General features: G+C 40.6%; 20 protein-coding genes and 1 pseudogene. 6 read left to right on the top strand and 15 right to left on the bottom strand.

The window, feature by feature from the left end:
- Together ftsH and PHV78_00965 are read right to left on the bottom strand one after the other, a co-directional pair.
- Window positions 1-1818: an ATP-dependent zinc metalloprotease FtsH gene (gene ftsH, locus PHV78_00970; GenBank protein ID MDD5395819.1), complete on the bottom strand. Its 1818-nt coding sequence runs from the start codon at window positions 1816-1818 to the stop codon at window positions 1-3.
- A gap of 75 nt (window positions 1819-1893) precedes the next feature.
- The gene (locus PHV78_00965; protein ID MDD5395818.1) at window positions 1894-2970 is read right to left on the bottom strand and encodes a S1 RNA-binding domain-containing protein; all 1077 of its coding nucleotides are present in this window, start codon (window positions 2968-2970) and stop codon (window positions 1894-1896) included.
- Window positions 2971-3368: 398 nt separating this feature from the next.
- Between PHV78_00965 and rpoB the strand changes: the two genes are divergently transcribed.
- Both rpoB and rpoC read left to right on the top strand, forming a co-directional pair.
- The gene (gene rpoB / locus PHV78_00960; GenBank protein MDD5395817.1) at window positions 3369-6578 is read left to right on the top strand and encodes a DNA-directed RNA polymerase subunit beta; all 3210 of its coding nucleotides are present in this window, start codon (window positions 3369-3371) and stop codon (window positions 6576-6578) included.
- Window positions 6579-6616: 38 nt separating this feature from the next.
- On the top strand, window positions 6617-10447 hold the full coding sequence (gene rpoC / locus PHV78_00955; GenBank protein ID MDD5395816.1) for a DNA-directed RNA polymerase subunit beta': 3831 nt from the start codon (window positions 6617-6619) through the stop codon (window positions 10445-10447).
- Between the two features lie 140 nt (window positions 10448-10587).
- On the opposite strand, the gene PHV78_00950 is transcribed toward rpoC, so the two are convergent.
- On the bottom strand, window positions 10588-10932 hold the full coding sequence (locus PHV78_00950; protein MDD5395815.1) for a hypothetical protein: 345 nt from the start codon (window positions 10930-10932) through the stop codon (window positions 10588-10590).
- A gap of 125 nt (window positions 10933-11057) precedes the next feature.
- Between PHV78_00950 and ruvB the strand changes: the two genes are divergently transcribed.
- From ruvB to PHV78_00935, 3 genes are read left to right on the top strand one after another with little or no spacing between them, the layout of a single operon-like run.
- Window positions 11058-12071 (top strand): Holliday junction branch migration DNA helicase RuvB, encoded by a 1014-nt coding sequence (ruvB, locus tag PHV78_00945; GenBank protein MDD5395814.1) that lies wholly within the window; start codon window positions 11058-11060, stop codon window positions 12069-12071.
- Between the two features lie 19 nt (window positions 12072-12090).
- Window positions 12091-13290: a S41 family peptidase gene (locus PHV78_00940; GenBank protein ID MDD5395813.1), complete on the top strand. Its 1200-nt coding sequence runs from the start codon at window positions 12091-12093 to the stop codon at window positions 13288-13290.
- Window positions 13287-13856, top strand: coding sequence for an HD domain-containing protein (locus tag PHV78_00935; protein MDD5395812.1), 570 nt, complete (start codon window positions 13287-13289; stop codon window positions 13854-13856). Before PHV78_00940 ends, PHV78_00935 begins: the two co-directional genes overlap by 4 nt.
- A gap of 53 nt (window positions 13857-13909) precedes the next feature.
- Here PHV78_00935 and PHV78_00930 read toward each other — a convergent pair whose 3' ends face one another.
- The 10 genes and pseudogenes from PHV78_00930 to PHV78_00885 all read right to left on the bottom strand — a co-directional run bounded on the left by PHV78_00930 (window position 13910) and on the right by PHV78_00885 (window position 22663).
- Window positions 13910-14833 (bottom strand): hypothetical protein, encoded by a 924-nt coding sequence (locus tag PHV78_00930; GenBank protein MDD5395811.1) that lies wholly within the window; start codon window positions 14831-14833, stop codon window positions 13910-13912.
- A gap of 14 nt (window positions 14834-14847) precedes the next feature.
- Complete coding sequence (locus tag PHV78_00925; protein MDD5395810.1) at window positions 14848-15348, bottom strand: signal peptidase II; 501 nt, start codon at window positions 15346-15348, stop codon at window positions 14848-14850.
- A 99-nt stretch (window positions 15349-15447) separates the two neighbouring features.
- A pseudogene (locus PHV78_00920) lies at window positions 15448-15597 on the bottom strand (TraR/DksA C4-type zinc finger protein).
- A gap of 325 nt (window positions 15598-15922) precedes the next feature.
- Window positions 15923-17026: a hypothetical protein gene (locus PHV78_00915; protein MDD5395809.1), complete on the bottom strand. Its 1104-nt coding sequence runs from the start codon at window positions 17024-17026 to the stop codon at window positions 15923-15925.
- A 4-nt stretch (window positions 17027-17030) separates the two neighbouring features.
- Window positions 17031-18002: a dTDP-glucose 4,6-dehydratase gene (gene rfbB, locus PHV78_00910; protein MDD5395808.1), complete on the bottom strand. Its 972-nt coding sequence runs from the start codon at window positions 18000-18002 to the stop codon at window positions 17031-17033.
- A gap of 213 nt (window positions 18003-18215) precedes the next feature.
- Complete coding sequence (locus PHV78_00905) at window positions 18216-18890, bottom strand: DUF3800 domain-containing protein (GenBank protein ID MDD5395807.1); 675 nt, start codon at window positions 18888-18890, stop codon at window positions 18216-18218.
- A gap of 64 nt (window positions 18891-18954) precedes the next feature.
- A complete protein-coding gene (locus PHV78_00900) occupies window positions 18955-21156 on the bottom strand; it encodes a DNA translocase FtsK 4TM domain-containing protein (protein MDD5395806.1) in 2202 nt (733 codons plus the stop codon).
- Window positions 21157-21216: 60 nt separating this feature from the next.
- Window positions 21217-21747 (bottom strand): PH domain-containing protein, encoded by a 531-nt coding sequence (locus PHV78_00895; protein ID MDD5395805.1) that lies wholly within the window; start codon window positions 21745-21747, stop codon window positions 21217-21219.
- Between the two features lie 3 nt (window positions 21748-21750).
- Entirely contained in the window at window positions 21751-22020 is a 270-nt protein-coding gene (locus PHV78_00890) for a hypothetical protein (GenBank protein MDD5395804.1), read from the bottom strand.
- Between the two features lie 121 nt (window positions 22021-22141).
- On the bottom strand, window positions 22142-22663 hold the full coding sequence (locus PHV78_00885) for a hypothetical protein (protein MDD5395803.1): 522 nt from the start codon (window positions 22661-22663) through the stop codon (window positions 22142-22144).
- A 227-nt stretch (window positions 22664-22890) separates the two neighbouring features.
- Between PHV78_00885 and ychF the strand changes: the two genes are divergently transcribed.
- Window positions 22891-23958 (top strand): redox-regulated ATPase YchF, encoded by a 1068-nt coding sequence (gene ychF / locus PHV78_00880; protein MDD5395802.1) that lies wholly within the window; start codon window positions 22891-22893, stop codon window positions 23956-23958.
- 141 nt (window positions 23959-24099) lie between these two features.
- Here the strand turns inward: ychF and PHV78_00875 are convergent, their stop codons facing one another.
- Window positions 24100-24711, bottom strand: a complete 612-nt coding sequence (locus tag PHV78_00875; GenBank protein MDD5395801.1) for a hypothetical protein — start codon at window positions 24709-24711, stop codon at window positions 24100-24102.
- A gap of 168 nt (window positions 24712-24879) precedes the next feature.
- A complete protein-coding gene (locus PHV78_00870; protein ID MDD5395800.1) occupies window positions 24880-25386 on the bottom strand; it encodes a hypothetical protein in 507 nt (168 codons plus the stop codon).
- Window positions 25387-26442 lie beyond the last annotated feature (1056 nt).

Raw genomic sequence — 26442 nt, 5'->3', positions numbered from 1 at the left:
TTAAGGAGTAGTAAATATTTTTTCAAACTCATTTTTTTCCAAAGTTTCTTTTTCTAAAAGCAATTTAGCTATTTTTTCTAAATAAGCCTTTTTGTTTTTAACGATTTCCTTGGCTTTATTATAGCATAAAGTTATTAATTTAGACACTTCCTCGTCAATTAATTGAGCTGTTTTTTCTGAATAATCACGTTGTTCGCTGATTTCGCGACCCAGAAAAATTAGTTCTTCTTTTTCGCCAAAAGTTCGAGGGCCCAAAAGATCACTCATGCCAAATTGGGTAACCATTCTTTTAATTAGGTCGGTGGCTTTTTTGAGGTCACTGCTCGAACCAGTAGTGGTTTGTTTAAAAGTTTCTTCTTCGGCTACAAATCCACCTAAAAGTCCGGCTACGTTGTCTAAAAATTCATTTTTATTTTTTAAATATTTGTCTTCTTCGGGCGTAATTAAAGTATAACCGCCGGCTTGGCCGCGAGAAATGATGGAAACTTTTTGGACTTTATCGCAACCAGGCAGTTCATGAGCCACTAAAGCGTGTCCTGCTTCATGATAAGCGCTAATCTCGCGCTCTTTTTCACTAAAAACGCGACTACGACGTTCTGGGCCGAGCAAAACCTTTTCAATGCTTTCTAAAATTTCTAATTGGCCGATTTTGTTTTTATTGCGCCGGGCGGTTAAAATGGCCGCCTCGTTCATTAAATTTGATAAATCAGCGCCAGAAAAACCAGGAGTACGTTCAGCTACTTTTTTTAGATTTACAGTCGATGCCAAGGGTTTATTTTGGCTATGAATTTTTAAAATTTCTTCGCGGTCTTTAATGCTCGGCATATCTAAAATAACCTTACGATCAAAACGGCCGGGCCGCAGTAGTGCCGGATCTAAAATATCAGGTCGATTAGTAGCGGCCATCACCACTAATCCAATGTTGGGTTCAAAACCGTCGAGCTCTACTAAAATTTGGTTTAAAGTTTGTTCTCGTTCATCATGTGAGCCGCCCAATCCGGCGCCGCGTTGGCGGCCAACAGCGTCGATTTCGTCGATAAAAATAATACAAGGCAGATTTTTTTTAGCTCGGCGGAATAAATCGCGCACTCGGCTAGCGCCGACACCGACAAACATTTCCACAAATTCAGATCCGGATATATGGAAAAATGGCACATTAGCTTCTCCAGCCACAGCTCGAGCTAATAGGGTTTTGCCCGTGCCCGGACCGCCGACCAAAAGTACGCCCTTAGGAATTTTTGCTCCTAAATTAATGAATTTTCGGGGATTTTTTAAGAATTCAATAATTTCGCCTAATTCTGACTTAGCCTCGCTTACTCCGGCTACATCCTTAAAGGTGATTTTAGTTTTTTTATCCAGCGGACCTATTTCTCTGGCCTGGCTTTCGCCAAACTTAAAAGCTTGGTTGCCGGCGCCGCGCATTTGCCGTTGTAGAAAAACAAAAAAACCGATTATAAAAATAAGCGGTATACCGATCGGCAAAATCGTAGTGGCCCAAATGCTCTGACCAGAACTGTTTTTTACCTGGAACTCAAAAGAATTTAATTTATTTTGATCGACTCCGTAATTTTTTAAGAGCGCGATAAAGTCGCCATCTCCTTTGTAGGCTAATTGACGTTGGCCATTATTCAAAACAACGTCTAGGCGGTTGCCGGTTAAAGCAATGGTTTTTACTTGGCCGGTAGAAACCTCGGTCACCAACTGGCTAACAGAAATTTGTTCGGTTTTAGCGCCAGACGATCCCAATAAACTCAAAACGCCAGCTAATATTAAAAAAATTATCAAAAAGATAAGAAAATTTTTCAATAATATTTTCATAAGCAAAATTTAATGAAAGTTTTAACAAATTTTCTCCACGAGCAAAGTCAATATCTTTAAAGAGATTAAACCGTTTTATTCTTTAAGGTCTTTCAGGCTTAATCCTAGGCGGTGATCTTCGGGTTCAATAGAAATTATTCGAAACTTCATTATATCACCAACCTTGGCTAGTTTTGACGGATCTTTTTGATCGTCAGGAAACTCGGAGACATGGACCAAGCCGTGGATTTCCGGGTCAAGTTCAACAAAGAAACCGAAGGGATTAATTTTTAAGATCTTACAATCAACTCCTTGTCCAATTTTATACTTTTCGTTTATTTTCGACCAAGGATCGGGTAATAGTTTTTTAATGGAGAGCGAAAATCGACCGTCTTCCATACCGATAATTTCAGCTTTGACCTTATCGTGAATTTTTAAGATGTCTGACGGATGATCAAGTCGTCGCCAAGCAATTTCTGATATGTGGCACAGGCCTTCTTGGCCGTCAAATTTAATAAAAGCGCCAAAATCTACCAATCCCTGGACTTCTCCTTCAACTTGGTCTCCGATTTTAAATTCTTTGCCGCCCCTGGCTGTTTTGGCCACTTCTTTTTCGCTTACAATAAGCTTGTTTTCTTCTTCAGACAGACCAATGATTTTAACCTTAAAGGTTTGATTAACGTACTTTTTAAGAATTTCTAAGATTTTATTGCGGTCGCCATTTTCTACACGAGGAAAATGATCAAATCCTAGCTGCGAGGTGGGCAGAAATCCGTTTAATTTGCCGTATTGAATGATTAATCCACCGGCATTAGCGCCCGTTACTTTTACCTCGATTAAATTCTTTTCACTCATGATTTCCTGGAGTTTTTTCCAGGCCTTGATGTGGCCGGCATGACGGAAAGATAGCTCTACCAAGCCTTTTTCGTTATCAGTATCAATAACAGTGGCCATTACCTGGTCGCCAACTTTTAAATTAGAATATTCACCTAACTCATCTTCTAGTTCCGGGCCGCGAACCAAACCGGTTGCTGAACCGCTTAAATCAAGGTAGACTTCATTTCTTTTAATTTCGACCACCGTTCCTTCCAATAAATCGTTTATTTTCGGGAAATTAATATCCGAAGCTTCAGATATATCGTGGTCGGTTTTGCTTTTTAATTTTGTAGGCATATTAAATATTGTCCTCTTTATATAATAATTTTAATAACCGGCCAAAGATTAAGGGCTAATTAAATTTCTTAATCTTTTCGGTTGATTATTATAGAATCTTAGTCTATCAAAAATAATAAATTTTTCAAGGGTTTATGGCCTAAGGGTCGGAAAATCTGTGGAAAACTCGACATTCTAGCTTGACAAATAAGTAAAAATCACTAAAATATATAGCACTGACCTAGTAGTCTATTTTCTAGGTTTTCTAGAAAATATTAATCGTTTAGCGAACGTTTCGCCCTAAATGTATTTTTCTAGGTAAACAATTAAAACTACTTCAAACCTCTCAGCTCATTTTGTGGCGAGAGGAATTTTTGCTGCTTATAAAAATTATTCATAATTCATTTTAAATATATTTTATGAGAACTTTTCTTGCGCCTTTCAAAACAACCCAACTTCCGGACTTAGTCGAAGTCCAGAAAAACTCCTATCAGTGGTTTTTAAAAAGGGGACTAAAAGAATTATTGCGCGAGTTCTCGCCTATTACTGATTTCGTTGGCCGAAACTTAGAACTCCACCTTCTTGATTGTTATTTAGATGAACCCAAATTCGACGAACGAGTTTCCAAGGCCCGTAATCTTACTTATGAAGCGGCCCTAAAAGTAAAGGCCCGCCTAATCAATAAGAAAAGCGGCAAAAAAGTAGACCAAGAGGTCTATTTTGGAGATATTCCTTTGATGACTGATCGAGGCACCTTTATTATCAATGGCATTGAGCGAGTTATCGTAAATCAGCTCATTAGATCGCCCGGCGTGTATTTCACAAGAGAAAACATTCGCGGGCGGTTTTTTTATGGCGCCAAGATTATCCCCGAACGAGGCGCTTGGCTTGAATTTGAAACCGACGCCAATCACGTTATTTGGGTGCGTATTGATAGACAGCGCAAGGCGGTTGCCACTTCGCTTTTACGCGCCTTTGGCTTTGGTAGCGACCAGGAAATTCTAGATTTATTCAAAAAATTAGACATTGATCCAGATGTTAAATACATGAATTCAACCATAGAGAAAGATCCTTCTGCTTCCGAAGATGAAGGCTTGATTGAAATTTATCGCAAAATCCGCCCAGGAGAATTAGCTACACCAGATAATGCTAAATCATTAATCCAGGCGATGTTTTTTAATTCTAACAGATATGATTTATCAGCAGTTGGTCGTTATAAAATTAATCAGCGTTATAAATTATTAGCCGAACAGGGTAAGTGGCCTTTTTCTAAACAAGTCAAAGAAGTCGAGGCTAGAGTTTTACAGCCAGAAGACTTAGTGGCTATTATGTCAGAAATTATTCGTTTAAATATTGCTCAAGAAGAGCCGGACGATATTGATCATTTGTCTAACCGCCGCATTCGCGCCGCGGGTGAATTAACCCAAAGTCGCATGCGCGTAGGCATGATGAGACTGCAAAGAATTATTCGCGACAGAATGAGTACAATTGATGTTCGCGATTTGGCACCCAATCAATTAATTAATTCGCGCCCGATAGTCGGTGTCATTCGAGAGTTTTTTATGTCCAGCCAACTATCACAATTTATGGACCAGATTAATCCTTTGGCCGAGCTGGAACATAAACGTCGTTTGACCGTTACTGGTCCGGGCGGTTTAGCCAAAGAAAGAGCCGGTTTCGAAATTCGCGACGTGCACCGCACTTACTATGGCCGCATTTGTCCGATTGCTACTCCAGAAGGCCCGAACGTCGGTTTAGTCGGACACTTGTCTTGTTACGCGCGGCTCAATGAATATGGCTTTATCGAAACACCCTATCGCAAAGTAAAAAACGGGCAACTAACTGAAGAAGTAGTTTATTTAAACGCTCTAGAAGAAGAAAGACATATTATTGCTTCTTTTTCAACCCAATCAGACGACAAAGGCAGAATTATTGACACCAGAGTAGAGGGACGAATTTACGGTCGTCCCGGCTTTTGTTCTGCCAAAGAAGTAGATTACATTGACGTGGCTCCTAATCAGATTGTCAGTGTGGCCACCTCTTTAATTCCTTTTCTTGAGCATGACGACGCTACTCGCGCGCTTATGGGTTCTAATATGCAAAGACAGGCCGTGCCTTTGATTAAACCGGAGTCACCTTTGGTTGGTACTGGCATTGAGGGTAAGGTTGCTCGCGACACTGGTCACGTTATTTTAGTCAAAGAAGCGGGCGAGGTCAGCGAAGTTGATGGCGCCCATGTTGTAGTTAAAAGAAACGCCGGCGGCGAAGACGTTTATGAGTTAGAAAAATTTATTCGTTCCAACGCCGATACTTGTTTTTCACAAGCGCCAGTTGTCCATAAAGGACAAAACGTTAAGCGCGGTGATGTCTTAGCCGATGGCGCTTCTACCGACCAAGGAGAATTAGCATTGGGAACCAATATTTTAGTCGCGTTTATGTCTTGGGAGGGTGGAAACTATGAAGACGCGATTTTAATTTCTTCGCGCTTAGTCAAAGATCATATTTTAAGTTCAATTCACATTGACGAACACGTTGTTGAGGTTCGCGAAACAAAGCTTGGTCCAGAGATGATTGCTCGCGACATACCAAACGTCGGCGAAGAAAAATTAAAAAATCTTGACGAAGAAGGAATCGTTTACGTAGGCGCGGAAGTAAAGTCTGGCGATATTTTAGTCGGCAAGATTACGCCCAAGGGCGAAACCGAACTATCAGCTGAAGAGAAATTATTGCGCGCTATTTTTGGAGAAAAAGCCAAAGATGTACGCGACTCATCTTTATATCTTGAACACGGCGAGCATGGCAAAGTTATCGGTGTGAAAATTTTCTCGCGAGAGCAAGGCGATAAACTATCCTCAGGCGTGACCAAATCAATCCAAATTTTGGTGGCTGATCTAAGAAAAATTCAGGTTGGCGATAAAATGGCCGGGCGTCACGGCAATAAGGGCGTGGTTTCTCGCGTAGTTGCCGAAGAAGATATGCCTTATTTAGCCGATGGTACGCCGGTTGATATTATTTTAAATCCGCTTGGCGTGGTCTCCAGAATGAATCTTGGTCAAATTTTAGAAACCCACCTCGGCATTGCCGCCAAAAAGTTGGGCTATAAAGCCGCTTCACCTGCCCTAGCCGGTGTGACCGAAGAAATGATTAAACAGGAACTTAAGAAAATTAATTTTCCACAATCAGGGAAAATTACACTTTACGATGGCCGAAACGGGGAGCCGTTTAAAGAAAAAACTACTGTTGGTTATATTTATATGATGAAACTAAATCACCTTGTTGAAGATAAAATTCATCAACGTTCGATTGGTCCATATTCACTTATTACCCAGCAGCCGTTGGGCGGTAAGGCGCAATTTGGCGGCCAACGTTTTGGTGAAATGGAAGTCTGGGCGCTCGAAGGCTATGGCGCGGCTTATACTTTACAAGAAATGTTAACGATTAAATCAGATGATGTGCCGGGACGTACTCGGGCCTACGAATCGATTATTCGGGGCGAGCCAATTAAAGAAATTAACCTGCCAGAATCATTTAGCGTTTTAGTCCGCGAATTAAAAGGTCTGGGATTAAACGTTGAATTAATGAAAGACGGTAAAAAAATCGGCCTAAACGAATCGGAAAATAAAAAATAATTAATAATTGAAAATTAAAAATTAGAAATTATAATTATATGTCATTACCAGGTTCAACAAAAACATTAATTCTCCCGACCGAAATGGCTCGGCCCATGATTAATTTCGACGCTATTAGACTGAGATTAGCCTCTCCGCAGGATATTTTAGCTTGGTCTTATGGCGAAGTTCTTTTGCCTGAGACCATTAATTATCGTACGCAAAAACCTGAGAGAGAAGGTTTGTTTTGCGAAAAGATTTTCGGCCCGGTTAAAGATTGGGAGTGTTCTTGCGGCAAATACAAAAAAGTCAGATTTAGAGGTATTGTTTGCGACCGCTGTGGCGTAGAAGTAACCAGATCTTTGGTTCGCCGCGAGAGAATGGGGCACATTACTTTGGCTGCGCCAGTTACTCACATTTGGTTTTTACGCAGCATTCCTTCGCGCATTGGTTTATTGCTCGACCTTTCCGGCCAGGCCCTAGAAAAAGTTGTTTACTTCGCGAACTTTATCATTACGGACGTGAAAGAAGAATTAAAAAAGGAAATTAAGTCTCAGCTGGAAGACGAATTCAAAACCAAAAAGAAATTATTAAAAAAAGAACTTGGCGACAAGGTGAATGATTTTAATAAACAATCAGAAGAATTCACTAAACAATATCAAACAGTTAAAAAAGAAATCGAAGAAATCGAGGTCGGTAACATTATTTCAGAAATAAAATATCGCGACCTTTCGCTGAAATATGGTCATTTATTTGAAGCCGGCATTGGCGCCGAATCCTTGCTTAAAATGTTGCGAAAGCTCGACTTAAAAACCATGGTAGTTGATCTTGAAAAACGAAAAAAGAGAACGTTGCTTTTGGCTAAAAAGAAAAAAATTATCCAACGGCTAAAATTAATTAAAAATTTGGTAGCCCAGAACATTAAACCAGAGTGGATGATTATGAATGTTATCCCAGTTATTCCGCCGGACTTAAGACCAATGGTCCAGCTAGACGGTGGACGATTTGCTTCTTCTGATTTGAATGATTTATACCGCCGCGTCATTAACCGCAATAATCGTTTAAAAAGATTAAAAGATTTACATGCGCCGGAAGTTATTTTGCGCAACGAAAAAAGAATGTTACAAGAAGCAGTTGATGCTTTAATTGATAACGAAATGAGATCTGGTAAAACCGTTATCGCTTCGACCGGCCAACGAAGATCTTTAAAATCTTTAGCCGATATCTTAAAGGGGAAAGAAGGTCGTTTCCGTCAAAACTTGCTTGGTAAACGCGTTGACTATTCTGGCCGCAGCGTTATCGTGGTTGGTCCGCACTTAAAATTATATCAATGCGGCCTGCCAAAGATTATGGCAGTGGAATTATTCAGACCATTTGTTGTTTCTCAGCTTATTAAACAAGGCATTGTTCACAATGTCCGCAGTGCCAATCGTTATATAGAATCAGGCGCTAAAGAAGTCTGGGATATTTTAGAAGAAATCATTAAAGGGGCTTACGTATTTTTAAATCGTGCGCCAACTTTACATCGCCTTTCAGTTCAGGCCTTTAAGCCAGTTTTAATTGAAGGCAAGGCCATCCAAATTCATCCTTTAGTTTGCGCGGCCTTTAACGCCGACTTTGACGGCGACCAAATGGCCGTGCATGTGCCAATTACCGAGCAAGGCGTCAAAGAAGCGGCGGACATAATTTTATCATCTAAGAACTTATTAAAACCGGCCACCGGTGAACCGATCGTTGTGCCATCTAAGGACATGGTTTGGGGTGCTTGGTATTTAACGACTATTCGCGACATTCAGCCAGCTGATAAAATTAAAGTTTTTTCCGACGTTGGTCAAGCGCAGATTGCTTATGATTTGAAAAAAATTAATCTACAAGAAAAAGTAAAAATTCGTTTTGGCAAAGAGATTAAAGAAATCAGCATTGGCCGTTTGATTTTCAATTCCATTTTTCCGACCGATGTTTATAACTTAGACAAAGTGGTTGATAAAAAAGTTTTAAAAGAACTGATTATGAAGTGTATGGAAAAATACGGCCAAGAAAGAACAGTAGACTTATTAGATGATATTAAAGAATTAACTTTGAAATATTTGACCGAGTCAGGCTTGTCCTGGGGTATGGACGACTTGCCGGATATTCCAGGCAAAAAAGAGATCCTCGAAGCCGCCGAGAAAAGAATTGACGAGATTCAACATCAATATGAAATGGGGCTACTGGCCGAAGATGAACGTTATATGAAAAATATTGAAACTTGGATGCAAGTCAAAGATAAAATTACCAATCTTTGCCGCAAAACTCTTGATCCATATGGTTCGGTTTTAAGTATGATTGAGTCGGGCGCTCGGGGTTCTTGGACGCAATTAACTCAAATGCTTGGTATGAAGGGCATTGTTTCGTCTCCGACAGGCCGCTTAATCGAGTTGCCGATTAAGAGTTCTTATAAAGAAGGTTTCAATGAATTAGAATATTTTATTTCTACTCACGGTGCCCGTAAGGGTACGTCTGATACGGCCCTAAGAACCGCCAGCGCTGGTTATTTGACCAGGCGTATGGTTGATGTCTCGCAAGACGTGGTTATTCGTGAAGAAGACTGCGGAGACAAACAGGGCATTACTTTAACCAAAAAAGAGTCGGAAGAAATGGGAGAGAGCCTAGCTGAACGTTTATTGGGCCGAGTTTTAGCTAGTAATATTACAGATCCTAATACGAAAAAAGTTGCCTTTAAGGCCGGCGAATTAATTGATTCGGCTAAAGTAAAAGAAATCAAAAAATTAGATTTGGCCGAAGCTAAGGTTAGGTCTGTTCTAACCTGTAAGGCCCATGAAGGAGCTTGCGCGATGTGTTATGGCTATGACTTGGGTTTTAATGAATTAGTTAAGATTGGTACGCCGGTCGGCATTGTGGCTGCCCAAAGTATTGGTGAGCCTGGAACGCAATTAACCCTTCGAACCTTCCATACTGGCGGTGTGGCCGGAAAAGATATTACACAAGGTTTGCCGCGGGTAGAAGAATTGCTCGAAGCTCGTCCACCTCGTCAAGCCGCTATTTTGGCCAGAAACCCGGGCCGTCTCCAGGTTATTGAAGACAAGACGGGCAAAAAGATTAGAATTAAATATCAGGGCACCAAGGACGACAGTTATATTTTAGAAGAAGAAAAACCCTGGCAAATAAAAGTTAAAAATGGCGATAAAGTGAATAGCGGCGATGTTTTGGCCGAAATCAAAGCCGATAAAAGTCAGGATATTAAGAAACAAAAAATCACCGCCAAACATAAAGGTGAAGTTAAGATCGATGGCGAAGTGTTGCGCGTTAGTTACCCGGCCATTGACGTCGAAGAATATGACATTGGTATTAGTTATGCTTTGCTAGTTAAAGACGGCCAAGAAGTTAAGGCGGGCGATCAATTAACTGACGGCAGCTTAAATCTCAACGAGCTTTATGAGCTTTGTGGTCGCGAATTGGTTGAAAAATATATTTTAAAAGAGATTCAGTATATTTATTCTTCACAAGGCCAGGACTTAAATGATAAGCACGTGGAGATTTTGATTCGCCAAATGTTTTCCCGCGTTTTAGTCTCCGAAAGTGGCGATACTGATTTATTGCCCGGCGAAGTTGTATCTAAATCATACTTGGAAGAATCAAATCGCCGCGCCACCAAGGCTGGCCAGAAATTGGCCAAGGCTAAAGAATTACTATTGGGCATTACTAAAGTTTCACTTTCGACTAATAGTTTCTTATCGTCAGCTTCTTTCCAGGAAACTTCTCGCGTTTTAATTAACGCCGCGATTACCGGTCGACCGGACAATTTAATGGGATTGAAAGAAAACGTAATTATTGGTCGATTAATTCCAGCGGGCACTGGGCTGGGAAAGAAAGACAAGAAAGAAAAATAATTTGGTTGATAATTTAGCTAGATAACAAAATCGCCCGAAAGAAAATTTGGCGATTTTGTTTTTAGAAAAATTTTTAAATAGAGAACCGGGCGGCTCGAATGAGCCGCCCGGAGTGACTTCAGTACACGATCGAAGATCCGCTACTGGGACTTGGCGGAACTCGCCTGGTAGAGAAGCGCTATCTCGACCGCTGACAGGTTGCTTACGACGACCTTCACGGCCCCGGCGATGATGGCCGGGCTCTTGAGGTGTTTGGCGCAAGCTTCCCACAGCTGATCGAGAATCGCCAAGATAACGGCTCCTTCTTCCGGCGTTCCGATCTTTCTTTGTCGGGGACCGAGCTGGCACGCCAGGGCTGCTACGGCAGCCAAAGCATGCTTGAACGACTTATCATGGTCGTCCTCAGGGACGCCTTTCTTCTCGAGAAAGGCTTCAGCCGTATCTCCCCAGAAATCGATCATGGCTTTTATCTCGTCGTCTGACATTGGCACTAGGGGACCTCCTTTGGATTTACACTTACATTATAATTATAGCAGGTTTTTTAATTTTGTCAATTCTGCTTTTATTTTTTTAGGTTGCTTGTTTTATGATTTTCTGTTAAAGTGTCTTCATGGCTAAATACGACGAAGAAAAAATTGTTTCTGCAACTAATACCCCCGAAGATAATAATTTGGACCAAAATCTTAGACCGCAACGGCTAGGTGAATTTGTTGGCCAGGAAAAAATAAAAGAAAATCTGCGGATTTTTATTCAAGCAGCCAAAGAACGCGAACAAGCGCTTGAGCATGTTTTATTAAATGGTGGCCCAGGTCTAGGCAAAACGACCATGGCCTATATTATCGCCAAAGAAACGAACGTGAATATCAGAATTACTTCTGGTCCAGCCTTGGAGCGTGCCGGAGATTTGGCTTCTATTTTGACTAACCTTAACAACGGAGACATTTTATTTATTGACGAGATTCATCGCTTAAATAGAGTAATCGAAGAAGTGCTTTATCCGGCCATGGAAGACTTTGGCATTGACTTGGTCTTAGGTAAAGGCCCGGCGGCTAAAACTTTGCGCCTAGACCTGCCGCGTTTTACTTTAATCGGCGCTACCACCCGGCCCTCGATGCTTTCTTCTCCTTTGCGAGATCGTTTTGGTGCAGTTTATCAGCTTGATTTTTATCAAGTCGAAGATATAAAAAAAATCATCAAACGTTCAGCTAAGATTTTAGGTATTAAATTAGACGATGAGGCAGCGCAAGAAATTGCCAAGCGCGCTCGCTACACACCGCGTATCGCCAATCGGTTGCTTAAGCGGGTGCGTGATTTTGCCCAGGTCCACCAGCACCAAACTATCGATCAAAACGTAGTAGATGGGGCGCTGGAGATGCTGGAGATTGATTCGGCTGGGCTTAATCCAATGGATAGAAAAATTTTAACTGTGATGATAGAAAAATTTAAAGGTGGACCGGTGGGAGTAAAATCGCTGGCTATTGCTTGCGGCGAAGAACTAGAGGCCATGGAAGAAATTTATGAACCATATTTAATTCAAAGCGGATTTTTGCATCGCACTGCTCGCGGCCGCGTGGCCACTGACAAGGCTTATCAGCATTTAGGTTTTAAAAAGGGATTTTTTTAAAAATATTTTTTAGTTATTTATGAAAAGAAGAACATTAATTTTGACCTTGATTCTAATTTTTGTATTCGGTTTAACGGCCGGCTATTATACCGCTTATTTGACTATTTTACATAATACCTCGTCACAAAGCCCAGCTGGTTCAACTTTGCTTTTGCCATTTTTAACGAGCAAGGGCTTAGATGCGGGCCTATTCCAGCAAGTTTGGCAAATTGCAAAAAATAATTATGTTAAGCAGCCGGTTTCTGATCAGGATTTATTTTATGGCAGTTTAAGGGGCGTTGTTAGCGCGCTCAAAGATCCTTATTCGGTTTATCTTGATCCGGCCACGGCGACAAAATTCGAAAATGAAATAGCCGGGTCGTTCGAAGGCATTGGCATTGAAATTGGCATTAAGAAAAATCAAATGACCGTTATTGCTCCTTTACCCAACACACCAGCCGCCAAGGCTGGTCTGAAAGCCGGAGATAAAATCATTGGCATTAATCATCTTGATACTTCAGATATGTCGATTGACTATGCTTCGAGCTTGATTCGCGGCAAAAGCGGCACCAAAGTAATTTTAACTATTGGTCGATTAGGTTGGCCTCAAGCTAAAGACATAGAAATTGTTCGCGCTAAAATAGAAGTAAAGACCGTGGAATGGGAGATGAGGAACACTTCAACCGCTTATTTAAAAATTTCTCATTTTAACAGTGATACGGTTAAAGATACGGCCAACGCAGTTAAGGGGATTTTAGCTAAAAATCCTAAAAATCTTATTTTAGATTTGCGTAATAATCCGGGCGGTTATCTTGAAAGCGCAGTTGAAATCGGCGGTTATTGGTTGCCCAGTCAAACCATTGTTACCTCTAAAGACGCTCAAGGCCTGGTTCAAACCTATAAGTCACAGGGCCGTGGCGAATTGGCTAACTTAAAGACGATTGTCTTGGTTAATGGTGGGACGGCCTCGGCGGCAGAAATTTTGGCCGGTGCCCTGCAAGATGCTCGTAGGGCGACATTGGTTGGCGAGACGACCTTTGGCAAGGGTTCGGTTCAAGAGCTGATCAATTTGCCCGGCGGTTCGGCAATTAAAGTGACGACTGCTTATTGGTATACGCCAAAAAATCGCCAGATAAATGAAACCGGCATTGCGCCTGATATTAAAGTTACATTAACCGACGAAGATTATAATGCGGATAAAGATCCGCAATTAAATAAAGCGTTAGAATTATTAAAATGATTATGATTACCACCAGGGTAGCCAAAATCGTTGAAGCGGCTTGTAAAAAGCCTACTAATTACGCCGGCTCAAGCGCCTGGACTTATCATTTTTTGCCAGCAGTCAAATATGCTAAATTAATGGCGCGAGCAACTGGCGCTGATGCGGAGATTGTTGAGCTCGCCGCTTTGCTTCATGATTATGCCAGTGTTAAATCAAATAAATTGCACAAAGATCACCACATTCATGGAGCCAGATTAGCGGAAAAAATTTTAAAAAAGCTAGGCTATCCTCAAGACAAAACCGCGCGAGTCCAATATTGTATTTTAACTCATCGCGGTAGCGTACTAGCTAAAAAACTAACCAAAGAAGCCCGCTGTTTAGCTGATGCTGATTCCATGGCTCATTTTGACTGCATTGCTTCTTTGTTATATCACGCTTTTAATAGTCGTCGCTACCAAATGACTATTAATCAGGCCGAAATATGGTTGAGAGAAAAGCTTAATCGCAGTTATAAAAAATTAAGCCCGATGGCTAAAAAAATTATCAAAGATAAATATAAGGCCAGCCAATTATTATTTAAATAAATTTTTTATAATAAAAAAGAGATCTATTGATGATCTCTTTTTTATTTAACTTTTTATTTCCTTATTTGATAAATAAGCAACTCGACATAATCTGGATGTCGAGGGCCATTTATAAGTTCTAAACGAATCGGACCCTCAAAACCAGGGTCAATCAAAGGAGAATGAGCGTGGCGGGCACTGGTTCTATCATGAGCGCCAAGATTTAAAACGCCGACTATATCTTTAGGAAACGAGATCCAGGGCGTCTCTCCGATTATAAAATACGGGTCTATGCCGTCAGGAATTGGCTCTATATGTTTAGCTAAATCGGCGCGGCTATCTACGCTAATTGGTTCATCGCCCGGCGGATACCACAGTCTTTTTTCTTGAATTTTAAGACACAAGGTTAGTGCGTCGCTCGGCTGGCTAGACCTGGGAACATCTTCGCCAAAGACTCTTTTGGTTTCTTCATCGATGACTTCTTCGCCAAACCACCAATCTTTACCCTCGATGCCCTTAATGGCCATTTTATCTCTAACTGTTTCGATTAAATTATTTTTTATTAAACATGCCTCGGTGTTGGTCCAAAAGAAGCGCATTACCCGCCCCTTAAGATTTATGGGCCGTAGGCTGTGACTTAAAACCATAGCCGGACAACCAATTGTTTCGCCGGCCTTTATTTTATCAATGTCTTCGGGAGTTAGTTTACCTATTTCTGGAATTATTTCTATACCAGATTGGGCATAACAGCTGCGAATAGATTTTTGTAAAAGATGCAAAGTTGATAAAGATAAATTTTTTATGTCAGGCAAACAAGCCTTGTTTAACAAAAGACTAACAGCCAAAAGTTCTTGGGGTTTTGTTATAACTGGTTCAACTTCAATATCGCCTCCAGCCCAAAAATCATACCTTTCTTTCATTTGTTCTTGAGAGATTGGCAGATTTTCGTTAAACCAGTTTTCGGTGCCTTCAAATGGTTGATGATGCATTTTTTCCATAATGCTTTTTACGATTAATTATTTTTTATTTTAGCCAAGCGACCGGAATGGATGCAATAAATAATTAAGACAATAATTCCGGCGCTGATCATTAGGTCAGCTAAATTAAAAAACGACAAATGACCAATATAAACGTAATCAACAACAAAGCCATATTTAATTCGATCTAGTAAATTACTAAATCCGCCGATAATTACCAAGGTATATGCCCAGATTGACCAAATTTCTTGTGATTGGTAGGCTTGGTAAAGTTTATAAATTAAAAAGCTGATTAGTATAATAATAATAATATAGAATAAAGCGCTTGGCTGTAAGTAGCCGAAGGCTGTTTGCGGGTTTTTGGTCAGAGATAAATTGATCGGGCCTAAATTAAGCAGTGAATTTTTAGCCAAAAAAATGGCCTTTAAAATTCTATCTAAAACAAAAAATCCCAGGATTATTAAATTAATCCCAAGATATTTGTGGCGCATAGTAATTTTCGATTTATCCACCGACGCCAGCTCTGGTTCAAACATAAATATTTAATTAGTAAGGTGGTTTATAATTTATTTTCCGGGAATTTTTGGGCTTTGGTGGATTCCGCCCTTTGTTCTAAAATTTCAGCAGAAAGGGCTTTATTTATTTAATTTATTTTTGCACTTTAAGCACCAGCGCGCGGTCGGCATAGCCTTTAGTCTTTGTTGATCTATGTCGCGATGGCATTCTTCACAAATGCCATAGGTGCCATTTTTAATTTTATCTAGAGCTAAATCAATTTCTTGTAGATTGTGGCCCATGTTTTCGCCCAAAGACAGCCGATCGATAAAAGTAGAGACTTCATCAGCACCCTCTTCTTCAGAGGTTCCATATTCCGGGAATTTGGCTTCATAAGTATCCTTAACGCGGTTGCTTTTTTGAGCAACATCTTCCATGGATTTTTCTAGGCCTGCCTTAATTTGTAATAAAGACGCCTGCATTTCTTCGGCTAATTTTTTGTTCATACGATATAAAATCAAAAATCAAAAGTTAAAAAAATAAGATTTTGGCTTAACCAATCTTAGAATTAAATTCTAACGCTTTTTAATAAAAAAGCAAGAGCCTTTTCCACAGCTATTTGAAGTAAATTAATCCACGGACGCTGTTTTGGCCTTGATATTTCTGGCTATTAGCAGATTGACCCTGAACAACCATGGCCTGGTTTTGCCAATAAAAGGCTTCAGAAAAATTAATCTGAAGGGGTTGCTTTAAAAATTTTTCTAAAATAACCTGGTCATTACTTAGTAAAATGCAATTTTGAAATCGACCCAAGAAAACAACAGCCTTCGCCTTATCAATATTTAGTTTGTAGGCATTTTGTCCGTCGATGGTGATGTTTTGGAATTTGAAAAGGCTTGGATCGGCGACTATTTCATTGATAATAGTTTTGTCGGGTAAGGTTTTTGATTTTTTAATCGGGAACAGGAGAGCTAGTCTTCTTTGGAAAATATTTTGGACTTGTTCCAAAGAAGTTTGCGATTGATTTGGTAAAAAATAAACGTATTCTTCCTGGTTTTGAGGCGCGGCAATAACGTAAGCTAGAAATTGGTTGATTTTTTCCGGCAAGTCAGCTTTGTGTACCTTTTGTTCATTTAAGGCATAAAAATTAAGGCCGTTCTTGGCTAGCGTAGCCTTAATTGTCCAACTTTGCAATCGACCGGAAACAAAAGACCTTAAAGATATATTTTTAAACTGATTTTGCCAGCTATTGGTTTGCCTATTTACCTTACCAAGATTGGTTTTTTGGTTAGAAGCGACAAAAATAGTGGGCGTTAAAAATTGATAATAATTATTGGTCTTATTTTGGTTTAAGACCAGGGGCATAAAATTGGCATAATTAGCCTTATATCTCATTAAAATTAATGGCTGATTATCGACAACAGCAATAGCCAGTTCATCAATTTGTCCGATTTTATCTCTATTAAGATAGTTCTTAACAAAAGACCATTCGCTGGTTAATAATTGATCAAGTGATTTCTGCGGCCAGTTTTGATTAAAATATTTTGCGGCTGCTTGTCCCTGGCTATTTAGGGGATTAAAATTAAAATGTAAATAAAAAGATGTTCCTTGAGGAACAAATTGCGCTAAAGTATCGCGACTGGCCAAAAAACAAGCCCCGGCGACCAAAAGGCTAAGGGCGAGAAAAATAACGGCGATGGCGATAAAAATGCGAGACATAAAATCATTTAATTAACGGCTTCCACCACCACGGATTATTAACATACCATTTAATAGTTTCATCAATGGCTTTTTCAAAATTATATTTTGGTTGCCAACCGAGTTTTTTTATTTTTGTGCAATCAAGAGCGTAGCGCCAATCGTGGCCTAAACGGTCGGCTACCGGTTGAATCCAAGAATTATCCTTCTTTAAAGCTTTTAAGATTGATTTAGTTAAAACAACGTTAGGCAATTCATTGCCGCCGCCGATGTTATAAATTTCGCCGAATTTGCCATGCTGTCTGACAAAATCAATGCCAGTGCAATTATCAAGCACATAAATCCAGTCGCGGACGTTTTTGCCTGTGCCATAAAGCGGCACTTTTTTGTTACGCATTAAATTGGTGATAAACAAAGGAATAACCTTTTCTGGAAATTGGTACGGGCCGAAATTATTGGAAGAGCGAGTAATTAAAATTGGCAGTCCATATGTTTTGAAATAGGCTCGGCAAAGCAGGTCGGCACTAGTTTTGGAGACCGAGTAGGGGCTATTGGGGGCCAGGTTGCTGGTTTCACAAAATTTTCCGCTTTTAATGCTGCCATAAACTTCGTCAGTTGATATAAAAAGGAATTTTTTAATCTTGTATTTGCGCGCTGCTTCAAGTAAAACATAGGTGCCAAAAATATTGGTGCGTAAAAATGTTTCCGGTCCTTCGATTGAGCGATCTACATGCGATTCAGCGGCAAAATGAATTATTTCTTCAGATTTTTTGACTAACAGCTCAACGATTTTTTTATCGCAAACATCACCTTTGATAAATTTATAGCGCGGATGGCCTGCCAAGTCTTTTAAGTTTTCTTTTCGGCCGGCATAGGTCAGTTTATCTAAATTGATAATGCGATAGTTGGAATGTTTGGCCAAAAAATATCGGATGAAATTTGATCCGATAAAGCCGCAGCCGCCGGTGATAAGAATTGTTTTTATTTTTTTAGTCATTTTTATTGTATTTTAAGTCCACCAGTTTTCCACAGTATTGATTTGATTTTAATGCTTAATCTGCTATTATTATCTCATAGAAGTATGCAATAATAGCTTATAAAATGCTGTGGTGTTCCCTCGGAGTATCCGAGACTTAAGCCGCAGAATAACCATTTTATAAGACGCTACTTCTCGATAAAAACCTTGGTTAACAAATCAGGGTTTTTATCTTTAATTTTGATATTTATTGCTCCAATAATCTTTAAATAATTCTTTGCCTTCTTTTAAGATATTGTTTTGTAAGATTTGATAAAATCCGCTACCAAGTTCTTTTTTCTCCAAAAAAGCAGCTAGTGCCCCGGCAATCCAATCGACGATTTGGATATTAGCATTTTCTTTTGAATCAATCATCTCAATTTGAATATTTGTACCTTTTTGTAATTGCGGTAACAATCTATTAATTAGGGTTTTCTCAAATATTGGTTTTTTAATTCCTTTTAAATGTCGTTCATCGCAAAAAACTCGAAGTTCTTTATCGGCTAAGGGCAAATACATTTCTACTGTTTCTCCGATGATGTTGGTATATAAGAGTCCGCTTTGTAGTTTTTTATTTTTATGATAATTGCCAGGAATATTTTGTTTTAATAAATAGGAAAAATTAATCCTAACATCAAGATCGGAAATAAATTTTAGAGTTGCCATACGAAGTTCGTCTTTAATCTCAACTTCAGAAAATTTAATTTCTGGTTGATAGCGCAGTTTTTTGGGAAATTTTCTCCTCTGCCAAGATTTAAATTGTTTTTCTGTTCGTCTGGGATTCCCGACGGTAAAAGATGCGACGATGAAATAGTTTTCATTATTATGTGTTGTAAATTGACCACTTTCGTCAAAAAATATGTGAGGCATGAAGAATAAACTATAATGTCAAAATTATAAATTTCAAACAAATATTGGATTTTAAATTTGGTATTTATTGTTTTTCTTCCTCCTGCGGCATTTCTTCGCCCTCGCGCTCTCCTTTAACCGCTAATCCTTCGGGAGCTAGGATATTTTTTAAAATTTCTCTGGGTTTTGAGCCGTCGGCCGGTCCAATGGTTCCTTCCATCTCCAGTAAATCTAATAGGCGCGCTGCGCGGGCATAACCAACCCTTAATCGTCTTTGTAGCAGCGAGGCTGAAGCACGCTTAGCTCGGATAACTTCTTCGCGAGCCTGTGGTAGAAGTTCGTCTTCGGCCAAGTCACCACTACCAAATCCTTCAATCGAAGAAGATTTTTCTACAATTTCAGCTTGGTAGTTGGGTTCGCGGATGTTTCTTAAATAATCAACTACGCGTTTTATTTCTTTATCACTTACGTATGCGCCTTGTAACCTTCGTGGTTTTGACAGGTCGGCTGAAACATATAACATATCACCACGGCCTAAAAGTTTTTCTGCGCCAGCAAAGTCTAGGATGGTGCGCGAGTCAGTCATTGAGGCCACTGAAAAGGCAATGCGCGAAGTGATGTTGGCTTTAATTAAACCAGTAATGACATCAACTGATGGCCGTTGAGTGGCCAAGACCAAGTGAATGCCGGTTGCGCGGGCCATTTGCGCTAGACGGATGATGCCAGTTTCTATTTCTTGCGGTGCCACAACCATTAAATCGGCTAATTCGTCGACGACAATGACGATGTAGGGCATTTTTTCTTCGGCATCTTGATTATAGGATTGAATGTCGCGCTTGCGAGCTTCAGACATAACATCAAAACGATGTTCCATTTCAGCGATAGCCCATTTTAAGGCATTGACGGTTTTAGGCACGCTAGTAATAACCGGAGTTAAAAGGTGGGGCAAGTCGTTATATAAAGAAAGCTCTACTCTTTTTGGGTCAACGAAAATAAACTTTAAATCATCCGGAGAATTTTCATAAAGCAAGCTGATAATAATCGAATTAAGCATGACGGTTTTGCCGCTGCCGGTTGCGCCAGCCACAAGCATGTGCGGCATTTTAGTTAAGTCAGAAAATAAAATATGTCCGGCCACGTCTTTGCCAATAGCAATAGCCGTGTTATTTTTTCTGTTTTTAAATTCTTCTGTTTCCAGCATTTCCCTGATTTTAACAATGGCAATGCCTTGGTTGGGAACTTCGATGCCCACTAAAGCTTTGCCGGGAATTGGCGCTTCAATGCGAATTGGATGCGCGGCTAAGGCCAGAGCCAGATCATTGTTTAGGCTGGTGATTTGTGAAATTTTTACGCCATCGTAGGGTCGAAGCGTATATTGAGTTACAGTTGGTCCAACCTTCACATCGCCCATTTCCACGGAAATGCCAAAATTTTCTAAAGTTTTTTGAATAATTAGTTTATTGCTTTTTATATCGCCGCTGGTTGGTTTGGCGCTATTTTTTTCTAAAAGATCGAGAGGCAAGTCAGTCTTTTGAGCTATTTGCCGCGATCGAAAAATCGGTTTAAAGGCGTCTCTAACTGCGGCCTTAGCCTCTTCTTCGTTGGCCATACTTTCTATTAGAGCTGCTTTTTCCGCGGCCTTCTCCGCGTCTCTTTTTTCTTTTTCTTCTTTTTTGTCTTGTTGTTTGTCTTTTAATTTTTGCAGCCAAGATTTTTCCGTCGAAGTGATCGCTTCTTCGGGCTCTTCTTCTGCCTCTTCAATTAATTTTTTGGTATGAGCAAAGAGGGTGGCGATTAAAAATAGGCTAGTTAAAAAAATAGCAATTAAAATTATTAAGCTCGGCCAAAAACCGAACACCTGGTTCATAGACCAGATTAAAGCAAAGCCAAGATAGCCGCCACCACGTTGTTGTTTTAGGGCAGTTTGATCGTGTAGAAAATAAAAATGTAAAATACCAGCAAGAGCAATAGCAAAAAGAATCACGCCAACCCAAACGGTTTTTCTGATTTTTTCCTCTTCACGAAGAATAATTAAATTATAGGCAATAATTAAAAGTGCAATCGGCACTGACCAGCTAGACCAGGCTAGAATAAATTTTAATCCTAGGGCTAAATATTTTCCTAAAGGTCCGGCCGCGCCGGCCAGGCCCAAAATAATCACAATGGCAATTGCGATTAAGACGGTGGCCGTAATTAAACGCGAAACTCGCTGCGCTTCGGGATTTTTTGCCTTAGCGGGCTTTTGTTTGATAGTTTGATTTTTTCTATTTTTGTTTCCGTTTACCATATTTATCGTGATTAATATTTTTATTGCTAAGCGCGGCGAGCAACAAAGGGTGTTAACTCTTTATTTTTTGGGAAGGCGTTCTATTAAATCGTTTATTTTTGCCTCAATTTCAAATGGGCGAGGCACGTTTTTAAATAGGAAATAATCTTGTGTGCCGGCTGACTGGACTCTGACGTTGCCAAACTTTAGAATCGTTGCTATCACGCCCTGCGAAGTGGCCATGACGTCTTGGATGCGATGAAGCGGCTGGCGCGCCACAAGCCGGTTGAAAATACTTTTTTGTTCAACACTAATAACCTGTTTATTCGTAACCACCCAGATGCTTAAATAATAGACAACCCAGTCGGAAAATAATTTAACCCAAGCAAAGAGCAGGTAGGCAGTGGCCGCTAAGAATAAGATCGGGGTAATGATTGGATCTTCAAGCAGCGATGTCTTAAAATTAACCAAAATAATATAAATAACAACCAAAACCAAAATTTCTAGAATAAAAGCTAAAATCTTTTTGAAGAAAAACCACCAGTGCTGTCGCACATGAATGATAATTCTTTCGTCAAGATCGAGATGAAATAGGGCGTATAATGGCTCCATAAATTAGAGGTTAATTTTTGGTATGGAAGGCATTTTAAAACGAATGACATCAAAAATAGTAAAAGTTTGACCCCAATCAATACCGGAGATGTATTGGTAAGAAAAATAAACCAACAGAATGACGCCGCAAATGGAAATGAAAGAAAATAAAAGAGTCACTAAATTAAGCGCCCCGAATCGGATAAGGTGGTATAGGTTGGCTAAAAAAAACAACAGAGTTACGCCGCAGAAAATAAGATAAATTACAAGAATGACAAAAAGAGAAAGGGTCATAGATTAATTTAACCTTTTGACTTAAATAGAGATTATTGCCAAGCGCGCAGATTAAGAGTAGGCTCTGTTGAGACAGAACACCCTTTATTATAACTAAAATTAGAAAAACCGCAATGGTTTTTTAGGAAAAGATAAGGGCCGCGCTAATGCGCGGCCCGAGAGACAATGTGCGGAAAAAACGCTGCACCCATGTCGTTCTCGTTTTCTCCCAAACGTCCCAAACCTGGGAGTAGGGGTAGAGACTATCGTCTGGTAACATGGTCATTGCCGGGCAGGCGATACTCAATTCCACGCGTAGATAGGCGATGCGGGTAGAGAAAGCCTGCAGTACTTCACAAAAAGTAGCAGTATCGGTCTTCCCGGCAGTCAGTTCTCCCAGGACAGCCTTGATAGTATCGCCGTAGTTCACGGCCAGGTTCTTGGCGTAATTCGATAGCAGTGAGTCGAGATGATACCCAGACCATCCGAGTTGCCGCGCCATGGGCAGTTGGCCCAGCCTGGTCATGGTATCCTTGAGCTGTACCAGGGTTAAGCTGTTGTTCGCGGTCGTGTTGAGTACATTGCGGAAGTGCGTGATAGCGCTCTGCGGTTTTTCGTCTCCGGCATTTGGCTGGGTGACGATTGGCCAAGCCCATGCGATCATAGCACCTGCTATGACAACAAAGACCGCCATAGTCAAGATCACGATTCTCACGGTAAACTCCTTGTTAAGGTGCCTCCAGACAGGTTTGCGAAAACCGAGCGACCCCAGCTTCACGAACCTTGCTATATAATAGCGCATTTTAATGAATTTGTCAATCTTATGAAAAGTTGACGAAAGAGAGAAAAATCTATATAATATTTTAGTTCTTAATTTTTAATAATTTTGACATGTCATTTTCTATCGGCATAGTGGGGCTGCCCAATGTGGGCAAGTCTACCCTATTTCAAGCTATTACTAAAAAGCAGGTTGATTGCGCGAACTATCCTTTTTGCACCATTGATCCAAATGTTGGTGTGGTGGCTGTGCCTGACGAACGCGTTGATAAATTAGCCGAGCTGACTAAGTCAGCTAAGAAAAATTTTACTACGGTAAAATTTGTTGACATTGCTGGTCTGGTTAAGGGCGCTAGCCAAGGCGAAGGATTGGGCAATAAATTTTTGGCCAATATTCGTGAAACCGACGCTATTGTCTATGTTTTGCGAGCATTTTTGGATGATAAAATCGTCAACACTCAAAAAGAAATCGACCCAGTGGCTGATAAAGAAATTTTAGATACAGAATTAATTTTAAAAGATCTGGAAACTATCAATAAGCGCTTGGTAGACCTGGAACATGAAATAAAAAGTGGCCGCAAAGAGACGCTTAAAGAATTTGAAGTTTTAAAACGAGTGCGGCAGATTTTAGATAATGGTCAGATTTTATCCGAAGTGATTTTAAACGAAGAAGAAAAGCAAATTTTAAAAACCTATCAGCTTTTAACCACCAAGCCGAGAATATATTTATTAAACGGATCCGAATCAGAGGTGTCGCAAAAAATAAAAGATGTTTTTAACGAACACAGTTGGTCGTATTTAATTGTTGACGTGGTGGCCGAACTTGAAGCAGCGGACATGAAAACAGAAGACAGAATCGCCCTCGGTTTACCAGCCATGTCGGGTTTAGACAAATTAATTCAAAAATCTTATCAGTTATTAGATTTGATTACGTTTTTAACAACTGGGCCGGATGAAACGCGAGCTTGGACCTTGAAACGAGGTAGTATGGCGCCACAAGCCGGCGGCGTGATTCATACTGATTTTGAACGTTGCTTTGTGCGCGCTGAAGTTATTTTTTGGCAAGATTTATTAAAGGCGCATGGTTATATTGAGGCTCGCGAAAAGGGTTTAGTTCGCACCGAAGGCAAGACATACACAATTAAAGATGGCGACGTGATTGAGATTAGGGCTAATGCATAAATTAGAATCTAGAATACAAAACAAAAAGACATCTAAAATTAGATGTCTTTTTCAAAAAGAAAAGCCCGCAGGTAGGATTTGAACCTAATTATCCCGCGGGCGACATTTCAGGATCGGCCGATCCTGATGAATCCGCCAGGGCTATGACTCGGGGTGAAGAAGCTGGTTTATCGCGTTAACGGCGGCTATCAGTTCGTACAGCTGATGTCGCATGAAGTCGTGGCAGAGGTTATTGGCCTTGGCTCGATCGTTGTCGGCGCCCTTTTCAAGGCTTCTTAGTTGAACGATGGTGCGGCTTAGCACTTTGGTGCTGTGGAGCTGGGGGAGTTCTTTCGGCACCTCAATCTCGCATACAGCGGCGTAATCGTCGTACCGCTGTAGTACGTAGATAATTCGCTCAACCTGGCGCGCCAGCTGCAGATGCTTGCTTTCGTAGAAAGGGTTCCATAGCAGCCCTTTTCTGACCTTCTCGAGCTCAGGGATTCGCAGCATTAGCATGCGCAAGTAGTAGAGCACGGTAGGTAGTCTCATCAGTTCTTCTTGGTCTTCAGGGAAGCCGATGGGAGTCTTGGCCTCGAGGTAGGTGCGCACGAGAGTGAAGAGCATGTTCCACAACGGTATTTCTTTACCGCTTGGAGCTTCTTCGGTGAAGCGAACAACAGCGCGGCCCCAGGGAGACAGGAATGGCCAGATCTCCTTGAGCCAGCGGCAAGTTCGCTTCCAGATCCTGATGATTGACGGATGTAGCTTCACAAAACCTCCTTTAACAGAGCTGCTCACTGCCGATTTCTCCTAGGAAATCGTTCTCCGAGCAGTTGTCTGTTGGTTTGTTAAATATATTATAGCAGATTTTTGTCTTTTGTCAATATTTTTAAAAAAGAAAAGCCCGCGATCAGGGATTGAACCTGATGCGGGCAATGGTCATGAGTTGAGCAGTTCGTTGATGGTGCCGATGATGGGGACCATCGACCACATCTCGTTTCTCCGGAAGGTCCGGGCCGACAAATTGGCCGAAACTCTCCTCGAATCGGTCTTGCCGAGACTGCGCAGGTACTTAATTGAACTCTCGGCAATTATGACATTGTCGGCTTCGAGGAATATGCCGGGCCTGGGCGATTGGATGCCGCACTTATCGGCAAGGGCGCGATACGACTGAAGCAGGACAATTACCTGGCCAATCAAGTCGGCCAGCTTGCGGTGCTTGCTCTGGGGGTTGGGATTCCAAAGCAGCTGATTCTGGATCTTCCGGAGCTCCGGAATGTGTCCTACTTCTGCACGTAAGGCCGTAAGGAGCCGAAGCAGTTGCGAGACTTCTTCCGGGCAATTGATCGGGTCGATGTAGTGGTTCTTCAGGTAGAATAAACCGCCCCACAGGTGATCTTCGCTTATGAACTTTTTCCAGGCTCTGTTCCAGGGGAGCAGATTCATCCAGAATCGCCTGAGCCATTTTTGGACTGAACCCTGTTTTAAGGGGTGAACTGTCGCTATACTCACAAAACCTCCTAGTGCTTAATTCCGACAGACCCTACTCGCTGTCGACCTCTTCTTAGAGATCGTTCTCCGAGTAGATATCTATCATTTTTAATGATAGCATAATTTTTATATTTGTCAATCCTTTGTTTTTTATTAACTTTTTGATCAGGCTTATTTATAAATATTTGGCGTCGTAAAATGATGTTTCAATTTTTAGCATATCGCCAGACAAAATTAATGAATTTTATTTTTAATTTAAGAATGTTCCACGTGGAACATTTAATAGAATTAAGAAAATAAAAAGTAAAAGATAAAATATTTTTAAGATTTTAAGCAGAGCTAAATTCTTGTTTTTAAATTCAAAATAGATCCAGAATTTCACAATAATCCCTTGTTTTTCGTATTAACCAGAGTGAATGTTCCACGTGGAACATTTTATTGGGTTAATCGGGTTTTATAAAAATTAAAACATAATCCACAAATTTTGCACTCACGTTTTACGACACAAACAAAGAAATTTAATTAAAAAAAGAAAAAGAGGAACGAGTAGATAGGTTTATCCCACTTGCAACCCCGAATTCTATATTCGTAATTTCGCAAATTTTTTTAGTTTAGAGTTATTTCTTCGGCCTATTAATATGAGTATGGTTTAAATAATATTGATTAATATAATTTTATAAAATAAACGAACCCCCTGGGAGAGGGGGTTCGATGTGAGGAAAACCGCGCGTAGGCTTCACCCGAGAGGGTGACCCTTGCTTAATGCGGCTGGTCGCGCGCTTTCGGACGCAAGAGCATCTTACTTACCTCCTTGAGATACGACTCTCAGATTCGGATCGAGTTTCGATCGGTCGCGGTATGCGCGACGGACCGTTGCCCGGGCGACTGCCATGCCCTGGTCTGAGCTGGCGACGCCAATCTGTGCCTTTGTGGAAGGGCGGACGAGAGATGAGTCTCTCGCCAGGTGGACATGTTTTGCCCAAGAACGCTCCTTTCAAATACTATTATATG

This window comes from Patescibacteria group bacterium (genome assembly GCA_028715115.1).
Classification (GTDB): Bacteria; Patescibacteriota; Patescibacteriia; order UBA2591; family UBA4787; genus JAQUSN01.
Note: the sequence above shows the minus strand (reverse complement) of the source record. Positions and strands in the feature narration are given on the sequence as shown.